Origin of the sequence: Pediococcus cellicola (assembly GCF_001438655.1) — a bacterium.
GTDB classification, from domain to species: domain Bacteria; phylum Bacillota; class Bacilli; order Lactobacillales; family Lactobacillaceae; genus Pediococcus; species Pediococcus cellicola.
The window spans coordinates 191,797-208,433 of record NZ_JQBR01000003.1; the positions used below are offsets into that span (position 1 = coordinate 191,797).

Sequence of the window (16,637 nt, forward strand, 5' to 3'; positions counted from 1 at the left end):
GAACCCAATTGAGGTGGCACCGCGGGAAACCGTCCTTAACACGTTGGCTGTTAAGGACGGTTTTTTGATTTCTAAAACGGGGTGAAACACATGTTACAAAAACGATGGCAAAACTCATTGATCAATTTCAAAACAAATCATGCAACTTATTTGGAGGAATTAAATCATGAGTATCTTTACAAACAAAAAAGCTTTAATCATTGCAGGAATTATTCTTATCGGCGGCGTTAGTTTTGGCGTGAACGCCAATTCAAAACAGGCCAAATCCGCACCAGAACAAAAAATCAGTTTGTATGAAGCAACCAATTTAACAAGTTTAGATGCCTCAAAAATAACCGATGGTGTTTCAAGTGCTCAACTAAGTCAAGTCGACGAAGGTTTGTATCGTTTGAGCAAAAATAGTCAACCCGTTAACGCTTTAGCGGCTAAAACAACTATCGCTAATCACGGTAAGCTTTACACAATTAATTTGAAACACAACGGCCGTTGGAGCAATGGCCAAAAAGTAACCGCTCAAGATTTTGTTTATTCTTGGAAACGAACTTTGAACCCTAAAACAAAATCTGAGTTTACTTATTTGTTTACCAGCATTAAAAATGCAGACGCTATTATGGCTGGCAAAAAGGCGCCCAGCACACTAGGTGTCAAAGCAACTGGTAAATATCAATTAAAAATTACATTAAGTAAACCAGTTCCTTACTTCAAGAAACTATTAGCAGGCACTACTTTTTATCCAATTAGTCAAGAAGCAGTCGAAAAGTATGGCAGTAAATATGGCACAACTGCTAAAACAACTCTTTATAACGGTCCCTTCACACTAACAGGCTGGACTGGCACTAATGATAAATGGACGTTAGTTAAGAACCCAACCTATCGTGGTCACAAGGTTGTCAAGCTCAATAAGATCAATTATCAAGTGATCAAAACGTCATCTACTGCTTATAATCTCTATCAATCGCACAAACTTGACATGGTCACCTTGGCTGGCGAACAAAGTGTTCAAAACAAAAATAACCCTGAAGCAAAAACCCTTTCGGCCGGTCGTGTTGGTTTTATTCAGTACAACGAAAAAGACAAAACAGCTGCCAACAAAGATTTACGAACTGCCATTTCACTAACTATTAATCGCCAACAACTAGTTACCAAGATTCTTGAAAATGGCTCAATTGCTGCCAAAACTTTTGGGGTTCGTAATATGTTAAAGAATCCTAAAACGGGCACGGATTTTGTTGACGACGCCCAAACACCAAGTGAAATGACTACTAATCTTGCGAAGGCCAAGACGTTATATCAGGCCGCCCAAAAGCAATTAGGCACCAAACAGCTAACTTTGACCATCACCTGTGCAAATGATGATACCAGTCAACAAACTGCCACCTATATTCAAGGACAACTAATGAATCATTTAAAGAACTTGAAGGTAAATGTGCGCACGATGCCATTCCCATCTATGTTAACAAAGGTTTCTCAAGGAGATTTTCAGCTTAACTTAACGAGCTGGGGGATGGACTTTGCGGATCCTAGCCAAGTCCTAACCATTTTAACTTCAAACAGCAATTCAAACATGGGTCACTATCAGAGTAAAATCTACGATACGGCCATGAGCGATGCTGATGGTAAGGATGCTATGAACAGTTCAAATCGCTATGAAGATCTTGTTAAAGCTGCAAAAACAGCTACTAAAGATCAGGGTGTCACACCACTATATGAAAGTCGTTCACGCTTATTGGTCAACGCTAACTTGCATGGCATTGTTTACAATAAGTTTAATGGCGCCATGGATTTTCGAACTGCCTATGTAAAATAATAAAAATCGGATAACAAGGAAACTGTTCAGATTAGTAAGCTAACTAATCTAATTTCCTTATTATCCGATTTTTTATGACGTTATTTCTCCCACAAAAACTTCAAAATGGCTTGATCGACCTTCGGATTAGAATGGAGCTTACTATGTTGGGCCAACTTACCTTTCATTTCTAACTCTTGATAGGATTTTGCTTTCTTTTGTACCAGATAACGTAGTGATTTTGAAGAATAGTTTTGAACCGTGCCATCACTACGATCGCCAATATTGCCATAAATATTTAAAACCGCCACATTTTGCGGATAAGTCTTGCGCAATTTTAACAAAGCACGATATGTCGCAATCATGTGTTTGGGTTTCCCTTGTGCATTCAAAGTATTGCCCTTAGCCGCGTCATATCCACGAATTCCGGCAAAGTGACCCGCAATATTAATTTCTTTATTTAATTGGGGTAATCCTTTGTTTTGAGGTGCAAAATCAGCCATATAATACATGACGGCCTCATTACCAACTGAGTGTGAAACTGTGTTGAATTTTTTAAAACGGTAGGTTTGTTGCAGCTTTTGTAAAACATTACGTAACCATTTACCATCTGTGCGGTAGCTACGTTCGTGATTATTTTGATAATTGATCATCACAATCGGATTAACTGCATTTTTACGCAGATGTCCTACAAGCGTTACCCTGCCTGTTTTGGAGACCTCAGCACGAATAACCCCATTGGTTGCGTGCACTCTTTTAATGGCAGTTACCATATGTTTTTCAGCGTGATAGCTACTTCCAAAACCATGAATAAATAGCGTTGGCACATTCGTTTGCTGATATTGACTTGCAATTTTCACTTGATAGTTATGGATATACGCACCTAAGAAAACAGCACCAATAACCAGAATGATCAAACAAATAAAACGAGTTCTTTTACTTATTTTAGTGAACATCATAATTACTCCCCTTACGTTCTCCAAATGTTTATTAAATCAACGTTATGAGCTTATTTTTGAACTTCATTTCACTTAATTTACATTCGCTTTATTTGGGTGCTTTTCTGCAGATGAAAATAATTTTTTTAACATCTAAATAAGACCAAAAATTGAATTTCGATCTTATCTTGAAGTAACGATCTAATCCCCATGTTACGACCGCAACGCTGTCTATGATTGTTCCTTAATTAAAAATGCACATCGCTGCCAAGCCAAGTACAAGAAGTATTGCCGTGCGGTCGTGGTTAACTGCATCACAACTAACAGCACCAAATAATAATTAGTAGGATAATTTTCAAAAATTGTCCATAAAATCAATAATACAGAAACGACTGAAATACCCTGCAGAACTCGAGCTTGTTTAACGGTTCGTACAACACTCTTATCCTTCATCATGACATTACTAATTTGTTCCAGCGTAAACTGCTTTTTAATGGCATTACTGCGCTTTTGAATCACATACCAGGCCGCAGCTAACGCAAAAAAGATGACAAGCATAATTCCGATAAATAACATATAATCTCCCTATTCTCTTAAATGTTGGTTATCTTTATTATATCGCAAGACAGCTTATAAGACTGGAATGAAACCTGTCACTCAAACTCAGGCTTCTTTAAAGGTCTTATCTGGCCACAAGTTTTTTCCCGTGCCATTAAAACAGAAAGTTCTTTCAATTAAGTTCGATAGTTATCGCTATTGCAATCGTGATTCAAGTGCGCCTACAATAATTTATGAAAGGCTCTAATATGATGTCACGTATCGGGACTTATTAAATTTCAATCACTTAAAACCTAGCGAGGCTACCTATGAATCAAATCGAGATTTATCTGGAAAAAAATTACTTTCACATCGTTTCTCAAAATAATTTTCCTGACTTACGAATTTGGAACAAAAAAACTAATACCGAAACCCCATTTGAAACAGTTGCTACCGGCCACTATCAACTGTCGGCTGCAAAAGTACTGGCTCTTCTTAACACCGATAAAACGGATCGCGCCTATATCATTTTTGGCGCACATCAAGAAATTGACTTGACTCAATCGAACTTAAAAGAATCTCAAGCCACGCAGATCACAATTGAGGGCGTCCGCTTGTCTTTGTATGTTTCAATCGACGATACCTTACGTTTTATGTGCAATCTGTTGCCAAGTGCGACTGCATACTATTTAAAAAACCAGGTCGAATCCATCACGGTTAAGGACCGCACCATTTTCTTCAACTTAGCCATCTATACTAAGTATTTTTCTCTGGCATCCTTAGATTTTAAGGTGACGCATCGCCAACTTGATAAATCGACAACACTAATGGATTTTAAGCCAACCTCATGTGAACATCGCCAGCCAAATATATTTGTTAATCACGTTCAAATTCGTTACCAGCCGAGCCAGACATTAACTGACATCGCCCCTAACATTAATTTAAACGGTTTTAATTGGCAAATTTTTGACCTCCGCTTTCAACTTCATTTCACTGCAATTGAAGTTCGATCACGGACTTTTCGGGTCGATTACAATCCTGAAAATGCCAAAGATTGTGACGTTCCCTATACGGATAAGCTATTCCTGCACTTGTATTGGTACGGCACACACAAGTATCAAAAGCTTTCCTATCGTATTTCATTTGTCCCCAAAGACACTTATCAGACCTACTTGGAATTCAAAAACGGGGCCCGTCAGACTAAAAAGAATTCCTCGGTTAAAACGGTGTTAATCAGTGAGTATCCACAAAAGGCCCAAGATAATGGCCTTATTCTTTTTAAATATTTGATGCATAAAAAATTTACCGAATTTGAGCCATACTATGTGGTCACTAAGGATTCACCAGATCTCGGTAATCTTAAAAATGATATGGATCACGTCGTTTTTTACAACACACCCGACCATGTAAAAGTGTTTATGCGGGCTGATATTCTTTGTCACACCCACTCTTCTGATTATGCAATGCCTTTTCGAAGTCAATTCTTTCTTGAGAAAAAGCGTACAATCAAAAAAGTTTTCCTACAGCACGGGATCACTGCCGTCCGCAATATTGATCACTTGTATGGCAAGGATACACAACCCGATTTCACCAACAAATTCATTGTCAGCTCTGAGCGAGAAAAGCAATTAGTCGTTGATAAACTAGCTTATGAGCCTAAAGACGTCATTATCACGGGATTTGCGCGCTTCGATTTGTTGTTAAAACACAATAATCGCTTAGTTTCCTATTTAAAACGCAAACATGTGTTACTGATGCCAACGTGGCGCGAACAACTTGTCAATCTCACCGATAAGGATTTCGTCAAAACTGATTATTTCAAAAAATTGAATGGTTTACTGAACTCACCCAAATTACGCCAGTTAAAACAAAAACAGCACCTCACCATTGATTTTTATTTACACACTAATTTTCAAAAATTTGCTCATTTATTTCACTCAGATCAGGTCACCATTTTACGTGAGGGGCAACAAACTGTTCAAAGTCTTCTAAAATCGCACGGAATTTTAATTACTGACTTTTCCAGTGTTGGACTCGACTTCGCCCTCTTAAAACGAGCTGTTTTGTATTATCAATTTGATGGTTTACCAGCGAATGGCGCCCTTAGTGATCAGGCAGAATCATTACTTCCAGGTCCTGTCATAACAGACGAAACTCAGTTGATTTCTGAACTTCAGATGAAAGTCAAAAACAATCGATTAGATGAAAAGTATGCACAAACCCTCTCACAAAATCTCTATAAATTTCAAGATCGACATGCCCGTGACCGCATTTTGCAAGTGATGCGTATGTTATGATAACTAGCAAGGGGGAGTTATCTTTATGTTAAAAAGAGCCATGCTAGAAAGTCTATCATTTATGGGGATTGGTGTTGTTTTCGATTTATTGGCCATTCCATTTGAACTATTTCGTCATCAACCAATCCTGAACGGTTGGATTACCACGATTCGAGAAGCACCAAATCTCGTTCTGCTATCTTTAGTAGTACTAGGTATTCTGGGTGTTTTATGGGGAATCTTAACCTTAATTATTTGGGGCTTTCTCACCCTGAATCAATCACTGGCCAAACACGATTTTACAAAATAAATTTTCATTCGATAACCTAAATATCAGCAATCAGAAGACGTCATTTGCCTCTCTGATTGCTTTTTCATTACGCTCAAATCCACAATTTAAATCGATTAAAACGCGACTTGATTTATAATTCAAAAAAGATGCAATTCTCATTGAATTCCTGCATAATGCTCTTGGAAAGGGAGGGGGGAAAATAAATTGCAAACTGACGAACAAGCAACGCTTAATGACCTCTACAATCTAATTTTGAATCCTGCAACTCGTGATTGGGAACGCACACAGCTTCTTACTATGAAAAATGCTGTGACACAAGGTGTCCCTTATCAGCAGGCTTGTGATCAGCTAGAACTTGCGTTACGTCCCTTAGCCTGGCGAGAAAACCTAACTCCCGACGTTGCGGATTTCTACGCAAAGATTACCCACAATGAAGCGTCAATCCCGCGTTTTGATATTACCAAACATCAAAATTTGACTGATCCCCATTACGAACGAGCCATATTTGCAGGCGGGTGTTTTTGGTGCATGGTAGAGCCCTTTGAAACACGTCCAGGTATCATTTCAGTCTTATCCGGATATACAGGCGGTCACACAGAACATCCCACCTATGATGCCGTGGCCAGCCAACAAACAGGACATGTTGAAGCCGTTGAAATCATTTTTGATACCCGTGCAATCACCTACGCAGATTTAGTAGATCTTTACTGGCAAATTACGGATCCCACTGACAATCTGGGGCAAATTAATGATCGCGGAAATGAGTATCGGCCGATTATTTTCGTTCAAAATGCCCACCAACGGCAAATCGCGGAGACTTCCAAGCACAAACTAGCTGTCTCCGGAAAATACAAGCGTCCAATCGTTACAGAAATTTTACCCGCCACTACATTCTGGCCAGCAGAAAACTATCACCAAGAATTTTATAAAAAGCATCCCGTGAGATATAAGCGAATGGCACATGCTCGTCAACAATATCTAGCGCTGCAACACTTACACGGAAAATTGCGCGTATGGCTAAAAAAATTGGGCAAACAAAAATAACTAACTCGTTCGAAAATCAGAGTTCTTCTGTCTCAGAATTTATATGTTAGCTTCATAGCGCGATCAAAGGAATTGGACCGTTTTGTATTTATAGTATTCTGTATGAAAGTAACAATACTAACGGACAAATCATCAAGGTAAAATACCTTTATCAGTTTGTAAATTAAAAAACTAAAATCAAAAATAACACGACTAAGTTTTTCCACTTAAAGTCGTGTTATTTATTTTCTGTAAGCTTTGGAAATTTTTCCAGTCGATAAAGTCGTTCACTATCATATCCTCATAAACTATATGATTTACTTTCCAAGTAATATTTCACCAAAGTTAATAATAAAACCCATGACTTATCTCAGTTTGATGAATTATTGAAAAACTAGCTAATTGACATGATTTCTATAGTTTAAGCATCTACATTAGTACCCGTGGGCAAAAATACTAAAAGAATATTTACTATTTTTACTGGTTCTCATGATTTAACTATTTTCTTTAATTAATTTTTGCAACTCAGTTTGGGCAGCCTCATCCTTCGATATAGAGAAGTCTTGATTGGGTGCTGTTTCACTATCAAAATCACCATTACTATCAAGCTCTCCAAATCCGTCCATTGGTGCCGCAGGAATACCCTCACCAAGTCTTAGCTGGTAAACAACGCCATTATCACCAAGAAGATATTTATTTACTTTCTCTGAGTTATCCATATTTTTTGAATAACCATCAGCAATCGACCCAGTTGCTAAATAGGAATCGTAGCCAGTAGTTCCATTTAATGAAGTATAGAAAACGACCCCACCAAGGGCATGAATCTCAAAATGATCAGCTCCTGGTAAATCATTATTTTGTACTTGAATTTTTCCATCAGGTGTATTAGCATACCATTACCCTCATCGACTAACTCTAGGCCAACCAAGCCGATAACGGCTTCAGGCGCTACTTTTAACGTGATCGCAAAAATATGCGGGCTCATAAAATAAGCTTTAATGAAATAGCGCGAATTCGCCACACTTGTATGCACTGGCCAGCCCGCGATCGGCCCGATATTGGGGTTTTTAGCATATTGATAAACACTCGCCGCATCAGTTAATTTAAAGTTTCTTAAATTCATTCGTTTTGTTATTAATTTGGTCATTTTTTGTACTCTTTTGATTGACATCAGAATCGTTACAACAGTTATCAATCTAGAAATAGCCACAAAAAAAACAGAAGGTGAACGATAGTCACACTTCTGCCCATTTATATCATCGTCAATAGCAGAAGGTAAGGCTTTATTTCAAGTAACGATTGCTCAGTGCACCCTAAAAAAACTGTTCACTAAGCCACATTCTAGATCAATCTAAAATTCGCTACTTAAAATTAAGTCCTCCCAACTGTTGTCTGATACTTCTGCTTGCTCAGTTCAATTGGCTATGGCTACTTTTAGTGCGTTAACCAATAAGGTAATGCACTAAGTAGTGCAAGCAAACCAGCAATAATCGCAAAAACGAGCACGATCACCGCCTTACTTAATCGATCTCTAAACCAATTACGCCGCTGTCTGACTGAATCAAGATTTTGATCAGCCATAAATGCCATAATTTCTTGATAAGTTTGAATATCCTTTTCATGTTTAATTTTTTCAAGCCTACATGCAAAAAACATACTAACAATCCAAAAACTCCCCGGAATAATCGCCCACCAGTAATCCGGTAAAAATGACGCTGGTCCAACGGAAAATATTACAAGTATCATAAACAACAGCATCAATTTAGTATAGCGATCCATTTTTGAGCGTTCGAGCTCATTTTTCATGATAACAACATCCCCTTTGACTAATTCATCTAAGGAAACGTCGAAAAGTACGCTTAACAACAACAGATTTTCCACATCAGGATAGCTGTGCCCAGTTTCCCAGTTGGAAATGGTTTGCCGCGACACGTAGATCTTTGCGGCCAAACCTTCTTGCGATAAGCCCAGCTTTTTACGATAGGTTTGAATCTGCTTGCCAAGGTTCATTCTCCACGCCTCCACCAGAATTGTCTCAGGAATAGGTTCAACGTACCATCAAACTAGCCTGACAAGCAATAAAATTCGTTGTCAAAATGTTTTGACAAGGTGATTTAGTGCGAAAATAGCATAGTTTGATAGTAGGAGATCAATACAGAACTAATTATCACTTATGATAAGGACTCCCTGCATTAATCATAAAAGCTCGATAAACTTGTTCAACCAATACTAACCGCATTAGTTGGTGGGGTAATGTAAAACGCCCAAATGAAATATGTGCATTGGCCCGCTTCATCACTGCCGGACTCAATCCCAATGAACCACCAATCACAAATGTGAGATCAGAGTGACCGTACGTTGCCAACTGATCGATTTCCTTTGCAAACTCCTCTGATGAACGCTCTTTCCCTAAGATCTCCAAACTATAGACATACTCACGATCTTTAATCTTATCCAGAATGCGTTCACCTTCTTTTTCTTTAACTTCAGACATCTCTGCGTCACTTAGAGATTCCGGAGCCTTCTCATCGGGGACTTCCACGATCGTAAACTTGCAAAATTTAGTGAGTCTTTTTGCATATTCGGCAATTCCTTGCTTAAAATACTTTTCCTTGAGTTTTCCGACCACGATAAACTTGATGTTCATAAAAACACTCCTTTACACAAGTTATGCACAAAGTTATCCACAAGTTCATAACTTGATTTTCTACATATAGATGTCAAAATAATTCCGACACAACATAAGCTATTCACAGTTTGTCAACATAAAATTTAGTTATCCACCGTTTTGAACAGTAACACATGTTCGTATCCACAAGCTTAAAACGGCTTAACAAAGGCATTAGTGGCGTTCTGTTTTTTGTGAAACAAATTTAATCCACAAGTTTCATCCCAACCTGTGGATAACTTTTGAACACATTTCATTGCTTATCCTAACTAGTTTTCCGTCATCAGGTAAAAAAGCCATTTGAGTTATTCACAAAGTTATCCACAGTTATCCCCAATTGTTTTTCACAAGCTAAATGCGATCTGAACATTCATTCCCCGAAAATCGGGGTATTGTTCGCATTTTATTTATTGAAATCCTTTCCTTCCTTAATAAATTCTTTAGAATATTTAAAATTATTCGGAACCACAGTTTGTCAAAAAAATAAAGAGGTTTGTCAAAATTCCCTAAAATTTATTGTTAACAACAGTTAAATGCCCTTACTTATGCATTTCCTGTGTATAATTCTACACTACATCCTTTTAATAAAAAACAACGTTAAGTCACAAAAAAACGCCAAGCCGAAACTTGTCGTTTTTAATGTGTGTAATTTATTTAGCTTGTGAGCTTAACGCGCTTGTGGTTTCTGTTAAATTGATGGTTGCCGTCTTATAAGAACCATTGTGGTACCAGCCAATTGAAACCTTATCACCAATCTTGAGTTTATAAAGTTTATCTCTCAAAGTAGCTACACTCGTAATCTTGGTACCATCTAACTTCGTAATCACATCATATCGTTTTAAACCTGCCTTACGTGCAGGAGAACCGGCATACGTCTGATAGATCACGGCACCTTCAGTCACATTGGAAGGTAACTTAAGAACAGATTTTTGCTGACTAGCAGTGATATCTGTGAGGTCTAGTAAGGAAGCTCCTATTGCTGGACGGACAATTTTACCTTTAGAAATCAACTGATTAATGATCGTAACTACTTCATTAGAAGGAATTGCAAAACCCATCCCTTCAACACTGGTCCCCGATGAACTGCTGGAAAGCTTCATGGAATTAATCCCGACAACTTGACCGGCTAAGTTAATTAGTGGACCACCAGAGTTCCCTGAGTTAATCGCTGCATCAGTCTGAATAACAGTTGCTTCACCCGTTTCTTGCCCGGATTCGTTCGTGGTTGAAACCGTTCGTTTCTTTGCCGAAATAATACCTTGGGTTAAGGATGTCGCATAATCCGAACCTAATGGAGAGCCAATTGCTAAAGCCGTTTCACCAACTTTAATATTGTTAGAATTACCAAAACTTGCAACTGTTGTCACTACTGAGGAATTAATTTTTAACACAGCCAAATCGGTAACTGAATCTTTACCCACGACTTTCGCTGAAACCTTTTTACCGTTGCTCATAATGATTTCAACCGCATTCGAACCAGAAATAACATGGTTATTTGTGACCACGTAAGCGGCATTACCACTCTTCTTATATATGACACCAGAACCTTCAGCGTAAGTTTCTAACTTATTCGAATTCGAGCTGGAGTTAGAACTAGACGAAGACTCGCCAAAAATAGAACCAAATAAACTGTTATTAGAACTAGAACTTTCTTTCTTCAGGTTGATCACCGTTACTACGGCATTTTTGATACTGCTGTACGCTTTTTCTGATTGATTGCTGACGTTGACCTTTACATTGCTAACTTTTGTAGATCCTGAACTATTAGATCCGCTTGGTACTGCGGTGGCTGTCTCGGACTGCCGATTGCTAAGGTAGTTAGCCGTCCCAAACGCAATCCCTCCACCAATGAGTCCTGCAATTAACGCTGTAATAAACACTGTCCATAAACCTTTGTTTTTAAACATAGTCATATGCGATCTTGTGACCGCGCAATCCCCCTTCATCTATTTAATTGTAACTGGTTACAGAATAACAATAAATTGTGATGAAAATATGAACGAATTTAATCATTTTTACTAAATTGCGGTAAGCTTGGTTGCTTTTCCATGATCGGTGTCAAAAAGCTGAAAATCATGACCTACTGCCAAATCCTTATTCTTCATCATGGAAGCCACCGTCAAATGGGCCAATTCTTTCATATTATTATGCAAACTAAGATGTCCCAAAAAGATTTTCTTTGTATGATAACCCATGACGTCCATCAAGGCATTGGCGCCATCCTCATTAGATAAATGACCGTGGTCACTTAAAATACGCTGCTTTAAAGGCCATGGATAGCCTCCCATGCGCAACATTTCCACATCATGGTTAACTTCAAACAAATAGGCGTCCGCATTTTCGATCTGGCCTTCAACGCGCTCCGAAACGTAGCCTGTATCCGTTAAAATGACAAATGTTTTGCCATTGTGGTGAAATTCATAAAATTGAGGCTCGGCCGCATCATGTGAAACGGCAAAGCTTTCCACATCGATGTCACCAAAGGATTTTGTTTTCCCAACTTCAAACACGTTTTTCTTTTCTTCTGGAATAGGACCAATTTTAGGCGCAATCGCCTGCCACGTCCCCTGATTGGCATAAACATCCAGGTTATAGCGCCGTGCTAATACTCCAGCACCACGAATATGGTCAGTATGCTCATGGGTAAGAAAAAGTGAATCTACATCCGCAAGATCACGTCCAATACTGTTCATGAGACCTTCAATTTTTTTACCACTTAAACCAGCATCTACCAACATCTTATGCTGAGCTGTTTCGATATAAGTCACATTACCGGTACTGCCACTTGCTAAAACACTAATCTTCATGTCATCTTCACTCATGTATTTCCTTACTCCTTATTAAAATGAACTTAAATTAAGTATCTAGTGAACTTCAGATGAAGTCGAACTACTGCTAGAGATTTTACTACTCGTGGTCGAGCTGCTAGCACTTGTAGAAACCGTACTGGAACTCGCCCGCGTTGCACTACTCTGATAACGGTTAGTGGTGGTTCGAACACTAGCCTGAGTACTTGATTCTACCGCCTGCTGGGAACTAGAGACAGCTTGATTCAACAGACTACTATCATCCTGTGAACCACTCTCTGTTGAAGTCGCCTTGCTGCTAGAACTCGTAGATTGCACCTGAGTATTATACTTCATAATCACCCCAGTAAAGGCATTAATGCGGTAATACTGCAATGACGCACTCCCTTTACCATGCACCGCAATGTACCACGTTGGGACATAGACAGATCCCTTTTTGATACTTAACAATCTCGTATACCCTAAGCGGGACCACTTAATCACAGAGTCGTTCGGCACCTCATTATACTGATAAAGCCAAATAATTGCACGTTCTTGACTTATTGTATCTTGTTTTTCACGTAAAGGATTAGCATCCGTCAAGTAACCTTGCGTATAACCTACGACTTGGTTATCTTCATTGACCTTAAACCGAATTTGGCCAGATTTAGAAAACACGCGTTTTCCCGCATACTTTTGAGTATAAATAATCTGACTATCTGTGGAGGTCTTTTCATCATACTCGTAATATTTACCATTTGCGATCTGATTAGGATCTTTGACCACAGTATCTAACGTTTTTTCTGGATTTTTCGGATTCAGAGTAATGGGATTGTTAAAGGTACTAATAATTTCATCATTAACCATTTTTGCTGACTGACCAGTTAAAGCCTGCATTTTCTTTTTAAATTGTTTATTACCAGCCGTCTGTGTCGAAATATAGTTTCCTTGTCCTTTTTTATTTGAAGGCGCAGAAAATGAAATGGAATCCTCACGCATTTCCTTTAAAATCGTGGCGTTATGATTAACTCCCCGTGAAGTCGAGTGCACGTCAGAATTGTTCTGGAAAAAGGAAATGACTAAAAAAATGTCAAGCGCTGCAAACGCCGTTAAAAAAATCAATTCAATTCTTTTGAAATCCAAGTGTACTCATCTCCTTAGGGTTGAGCTGCTGTCAGTTTCTGATAGGCCACCCACTGATCTTTATAATTCACATACCAAGTAGGGGTCAAGTTAACGACTAAATCACTAGATGGATTGGCCGTCCATTGATACCCAATCTCAATATTATGAATATCGCTTAACTTATAACCATTTGCCTGTAAATTCTGCAACACAGTTTGCGTTGAGGGCAGATCTGTCCGTTCTTTTCCAGTCGGCACCGGAATTTGTAAACTGTACAATGAAAAATCAATTTCTTTTGTGCGCGGCCCAGTAATTTGAATTTCAACCGTTCCATAGTCCGTCTGATTAAAAATTGGGAATCCTTCAACGTAACTACGGTAAACAACCGCATTATTTTTTGCATCATAGTTGTAATAGCGCATGTTATCAAGCGGTACTTCCATATTATTCAATACCGTAAAACTCTGTAAAAGGGCCTTGCCAGCCGTTTCATGATAGCTACTTTGACCTGCCATATCTTCGTAAAAAACGGTGCCTCGCTTATTATTAACGGTCATTCGTTTTGAGTTTCCATCGCTATAAATAGTTTTACCACTCTGTTCTTTACTAGTGACCGATGAGGCATTGTCACTGTTCATGAGCGTAGAAACAAAATACGCAGCTGTTTGCTTATTAATTAAGTAGCTATATTCTGGAACTTTCACACCATTCACATAGCTCGTGATCAAATGATGATTAATCAGCGTTTCTTTAACCTCAAAGCGTTGCACATCCCCACTCAACATTTCCTTGATGCGTGCTAAGTTTTGGTTACGTGCGCGAACTTTATAAATCCCATAATTATCATCATTAAGGAGATAAACTTCATTTCGTTTCTCAACAGAAAACAATATCCGCGAGCTTTTGCCGCTAAAATCCATTTTTTGCTTGAATGCGTCGTTCAAAATGCCGCCCGTCACATTGTCTGGATATTTCAGCATTACCATATTATCTTGGTTGATTATGTCTTCATAAGCCTTACGACTATTAACGGATTGGCGTGTTACTCGTGTTAGGCGCCATTTTTCCATTGCGGTACGAATAGAATCGGTCAAACTGACATTGGTATTATTAATTAAATGGGCATTAGTCGCTGTTTGCCGGTAAACGACCTGCGTTGGTAAATAGATATCGCCAACGGATTTGTTAGCCTGCTCATTTTGAATGACGTTGCTACTTCGTGATGTTTGTTGTTTGGTCCGTTCATAACGCGCTGGATTGGTCCAAATAAACCAAGACAACACCACACTTAATAGAATCACCAAAATTAAGCCAAGATGAATTAAAAATCGACTTGTTCGCATTCCTCTCATTCCCACTGATCCTCCTCATCTAAGGGTTCATAAGGCAAAGAAATGTAGAAAATAGATCCTTTTCCTTCTTTACTGTCCACCCAGATTCGGCCACCATGCATTGAAATGATTTCCTTTGAAATCGCTAAGCCTAAACCGGTTCCGCCTTGCGCACGAGAACGTGCTTTATCAACACGGTAGAATCGATCAAAGACGTGTGTCAGGTCTTTCTTTGGAATTCCTAAACCTTGGTCGGAAACGCTCAAAATGACATGATTATGCGTCTCAAGCAAGCGACAAGTAATGCGGCCGCCATTTGGTGAATACTTAATCGCATTATTCATCAAATTATCTAGCACCTGTTGAAACTTATCCGTATCCACCTCAACCCAGAGATCTCGCCGTGTAAATTCACGTTTAATCGTATAACGCTTATCAGGATTATCATCAGTTTTTAGGATCATGTCAAACCGATCCAAAACATGGCTGAAAAGTTCGTTTAAGTTAACCATTTCGAGATTTAGTTTTGCCGTCCCAGAATCCATCCGTGACAAACTTAACAAGTCATTAATCATACGAATCATACGATCTGTTTCATCCTGAGTAACTTTCAAAAACTGTGGCGCTACTTTAGGATCTTTCCAGGCACCATCAGTTAAAGCTTCAATATAACTCTTCAAACTGGTCAATGGTGTTCGTAGTTCATGAGAAACATTAGAAACGAATTGCTTACGATCCTGATCAATCTTTTGTTGCTCAGTCACATCGTGCAGTACGCAAACTAGGCCGCTAATAAAGCCGGATTCTCGTTGAATAAGGGCAAATGACGCATGTAAGATTAAGTCTTGGGTTTTTGTTGAGAAATCAAGTACAATATCATCTTGATTTTCTAACAATTCCCTTAGTGTATAGGTATTGCGAATATCTAAGACATCTAAAATGGATTTTCCCGCGGTATGCTCTGCATCTGAACTTAAAAAGTCGAGCGCCATGTCATTAACAATGGTGATGCGGCCTCGGCGATCGGTTGCAATCACACCATCAGTCATATGGGCTAGAACACTATCCAAACGACGTTGCTCAGACTCCGTTGATTCTTGAGCTTCTTCCACACGCACAGACAAGTTATTGACCGCTGAAGCCAATTGGCCTAATTCGTCTTTTCCATAGACGTGCACGTGCCCAGAATAATCTCCTCGGGCAATTCGCATCGTTTGTTTCTTCATTTCTTCAATCGGTCTAGTGATGGCTCGGGAAATAATGATGGCTAGCAATAATCCCACAACAATCGCAAATGAAGCAGCCACAAAGAAAATCAAAGTAATACTGTTAACATTTTTATAAACACTCTCTAGACTGGCACGAACGTACAAAGCACCAACCACCGTATTGGTGTTCCCACTCGTACTAATCAAAGGAATGATCGAGATATAATACCGATTGTTATTTCCTTGATCATAATTGATCTGCTGATAAGACCGTGAATTATAAATGACATTTTTAATGGCTTGATCGGTAGTTTTCTGGCCAATTAAAGATTGTTCGTTCAAATCACTGGTAGCTCGTACGGTGCCTTTATTATCAATCACACGTACTTCAACAATGTTCGTATTATTGACATCGGCAATAATTTGTTGAATTTCCTTGTTAGCAGCGGTTGTATTACTCCGACCTAACTGTTCAGAAACGGCGTTGTCTACATAGGCCCCAGGCTGAATTTGACTTTTAAACTGATTTAAATTTTGTTGTTCCAATTGACGTACAAAAATAACCCCGACAATTTCCAATGTTATCATCAATAACAAGGCGAATACCAAGGCTATTTTAAAGTTTATCGATTGGTAAAAACGGGTTTTTTTGTTCATAACCAAATAT

15 protein-coding genes are annotated in these 16,637 nt (G+C 38.8%); 4 read left to right on the forward strand and 11 right to left on the reverse strand.

The features are described 5' to 3' along the window. Positions 1–166: 166 nt before the first annotated feature. Entirely contained in the window at positions 167–1,807 is a 1,641-nt protein-coding gene (locus IV80_RS04155) for a peptide ABC transporter substrate-binding protein (protein ID WP_057749932.1), read from the forward strand. A gap of 80 nt (positions 1,808–1,887) precedes the next feature. Here IV80_RS04155 and IV80_RS04160 read toward each other — a convergent pair whose 3' ends face one another. Both IV80_RS04160 and IV80_RS04165 read right to left on the reverse strand, forming a co-directional pair. Continuing rightward, positions 1,888–2,745 carry an alpha/beta hydrolase gene (locus IV80_RS04160; protein WP_236699566.1) on the reverse strand — a complete coding sequence of 286 codons (858 nt, stop codon included), beginning with the start codon at positions 2,743–2,745 and terminating at the stop codon, positions 1,888–1,890. A gap of 210 nt (positions 2,746–2,955) precedes the next feature. Then, complete coding sequence (locus IV80_RS04165) at positions 2,956–3,300, reverse strand: hypothetical protein (protein ID WP_057749937.1); 345 nt, start codon at positions 3,298–3,300, stop codon at positions 2,956–2,958. 290 nt (positions 3,301–3,590) lie between these two features. Between IV80_RS04165 and IV80_RS04170 the strand changes: the two genes are divergently transcribed. The 3 genes from IV80_RS04170 to msrA all read left to right on the forward strand — a co-directional run bounded on the left by IV80_RS04170 (position 3,591) and on the right by msrA (position 6,873). Then, positions 3,591–5,558, forward strand: a complete 1,968-nt coding sequence (locus tag IV80_RS04170; RefSeq protein WP_057749940.1) for a CDP-glycerol glycerophosphotransferase family protein — start codon at positions 3,591–3,593, stop codon at positions 5,556–5,558. Between the two features lie 25 nt (positions 5,559–5,583). Beyond that, entirely contained in the window at positions 5,584–5,847 is a 264-nt protein-coding gene (locus tag IV80_RS04175) for a hypothetical protein (RefSeq protein ID WP_057749942.1), read from the forward strand. A gap of 186 nt (positions 5,848–6,033) precedes the next feature. Next, positions 6,034–6,873, forward strand: coding sequence for a peptide-methionine (S)-S-oxide reductase MsrA (msrA, locus tag IV80_RS04180; RefSeq protein ID WP_057749946.1), 840 nt, complete (start codon positions 6,034–6,036; stop codon positions 6,871–6,873). 473 nt (positions 6,874–7,346) lie between these two features. Here the strand turns inward: msrA and IV80_RS04185 are convergent, their stop codons facing one another. The 9 genes from IV80_RS04185 to walK all read right to left on the reverse strand — a co-directional run bounded on the left by IV80_RS04185 (position 7,347) and on the right by walK (position 16,627). Then, a complete protein-coding gene (locus IV80_RS04185) occupies positions 7,347–7,571 on the reverse strand; it encodes a hypothetical protein (RefSeq protein ID WP_057749950.1) in 225 nt (74 codons plus the stop codon). Positions 7,572–7,636: 65 nt separating this feature from the next. Beyond that, positions 7,637–7,999, reverse strand: a complete 363-nt coding sequence (locus IV80_RS04190; protein WP_236699567.1) for a GNAT family N-acetyltransferase — start codon at positions 7,997–7,999, stop codon at positions 7,637–7,639. A 287-nt stretch (positions 8,000–8,286) separates the two neighbouring features. Then, the gene (locus IV80_RS04195; RefSeq protein WP_057749953.1) at positions 8,287–8,862 is read right to left on the reverse strand and encodes a helix-turn-helix domain-containing protein; all 576 of its coding nucleotides are present in this window, start codon (positions 8,860–8,862) and stop codon (positions 8,287–8,289) included. A gap of 157 nt (positions 8,863–9,019) precedes the next feature. Next, on the reverse strand, positions 9,020–9,499 hold the full coding sequence (gene rlmH, locus IV80_RS04200; RefSeq protein ID WP_057749956.1) for a 23S rRNA (pseudouridine(1915)-N(3))-methyltransferase RlmH: 480 nt from the start codon (positions 9,497–9,499) through the stop codon (positions 9,020–9,022). 671 nt (positions 9,500–10,170) lie between these two features. Beyond that, positions 10,171–11,427: a S1C family serine protease gene (locus IV80_RS04205; RefSeq protein ID WP_057749959.1), complete on the reverse strand. Its 1,257-nt coding sequence runs from the start codon at positions 11,425–11,427 to the stop codon at positions 10,171–10,173. Positions 11,428–11,538: 111 nt separating this feature from the next. Continuing rightward, on the reverse strand, positions 11,539–12,342 hold the full coding sequence (locus tag IV80_RS04210) for an MBL fold metallo-hydrolase (protein WP_057749962.1): 804 nt from the start codon (positions 12,340–12,342) through the stop codon (positions 11,539–11,541). A 42-nt stretch (positions 12,343–12,384) separates the two neighbouring features. Continuing rightward, positions 12,385–13,449 carry a two-component system regulatory protein YycI gene (locus IV80_RS04215; RefSeq protein ID WP_057749964.1) on the reverse strand — a complete coding sequence of 355 codons (1,065 nt, stop codon included), beginning with the start codon at positions 13,447–13,449 and terminating at the stop codon, positions 12,385–12,387. A 14-nt stretch (positions 13,450–13,463) separates the two neighbouring features. Continuing rightward, on the reverse strand, positions 13,464–14,783 hold the full coding sequence (locus IV80_RS04220; protein ID WP_057749968.1) for a YycH family regulatory protein: 1,320 nt from the start codon (positions 14,781–14,783) through the stop codon (positions 13,464–13,466). Further along, on the reverse strand, positions 14,780–16,627 hold the full coding sequence (gene walK / locus IV80_RS04225) for a cell wall metabolism sensor histidine kinase WalK (protein ID WP_057749971.1): 1,848 nt from the start codon (positions 16,625–16,627) through the stop codon (positions 14,780–14,782). The genes IV80_RS04220 and walK overlap by 4 nt, the downstream gene beginning before the upstream one ends. Positions 16,628–16,637: the final 10 nt, after the last annotated feature.

Coding starts and splice junctions, on each gene's coding strand:
- IV80_RS04205 (WP_057749959.1), bottom strand. CDS start 11,427: ATGTTTAAAAACAAAGGTTTATGGACAGTGTTTATTACAGCGTTAATT.
- walK (WP_057749971.1), bottom strand. CDS start 16,627: ATGAACAAAAAAACCCGTTTTTACCAATCGATAAACTTTAAAATAGCC.
- IV80_RS04160 (WP_236699566.1), bottom strand. CDS start 2,745: ATGATGTTCACTAAAATAAGTAAAAGAACTCGTTTTATTTGTTTGATC.
- IV80_RS04170 (WP_057749940.1), top strand. CDS start 3,591: ATGAATCAAATCGAGATTTATCTGGAAAAAAATTACTTTCACATCGTT.
- IV80_RS04210 (WP_057749962.1), bottom strand. CDS start 12,342: ATGAGTGAAGATGACATGAAGATTAGTGTTTTAGCAAGTGGCAGTACC.
- IV80_RS04195 (WP_057749953.1), bottom strand. CDS start 8,862: ATGAACCTTGGCAAGCAGATTCAAACCTATCGTAAAAAGCTGGGCTTA.
- IV80_RS04175 (WP_057749942.1), top strand. CDS start 5,584: ATGTTAAAAAGAGCCATGCTAGAAAGTCTATCATTTATGGGGATTGGT.
- IV80_RS04165 (WP_057749937.1), bottom strand. CDS start 3,300: ATGTTATTTATCGGAATTATGCTTGTCATCTTTTTTGCGTTAGCTGCG.
- IV80_RS04155 (WP_057749932.1), top strand. CDS start 167: ATGAGTATCTTTACAAACAAAAAAGCTTTAATCATTGCAGGAATTATT.
- IV80_RS04185 (WP_057749950.1), bottom strand. CDS start 7,571: ATGGATAACTCAGAGAAAGTAAATAAATATCTTCTTGGTGATAATGGC.
- IV80_RS04190 (WP_236699567.1), bottom strand. CDS start 7,999: ATGACCAAATTAATAACAAAACGAATGAATTTAAGAAACTTTAAATTA.
- IV80_RS04220 (WP_057749968.1), bottom strand. CDS start 14,783: ATGAGAGGAATGCGAACAAGTCGATTTTTAATTCATCTTGGCTTAATT.
- rlmH (WP_057749956.1), bottom strand. CDS start 9,499: ATGAACATCAAGTTTATCGTGGTCGGAAAACTCAAGGAAAAGTATTTT.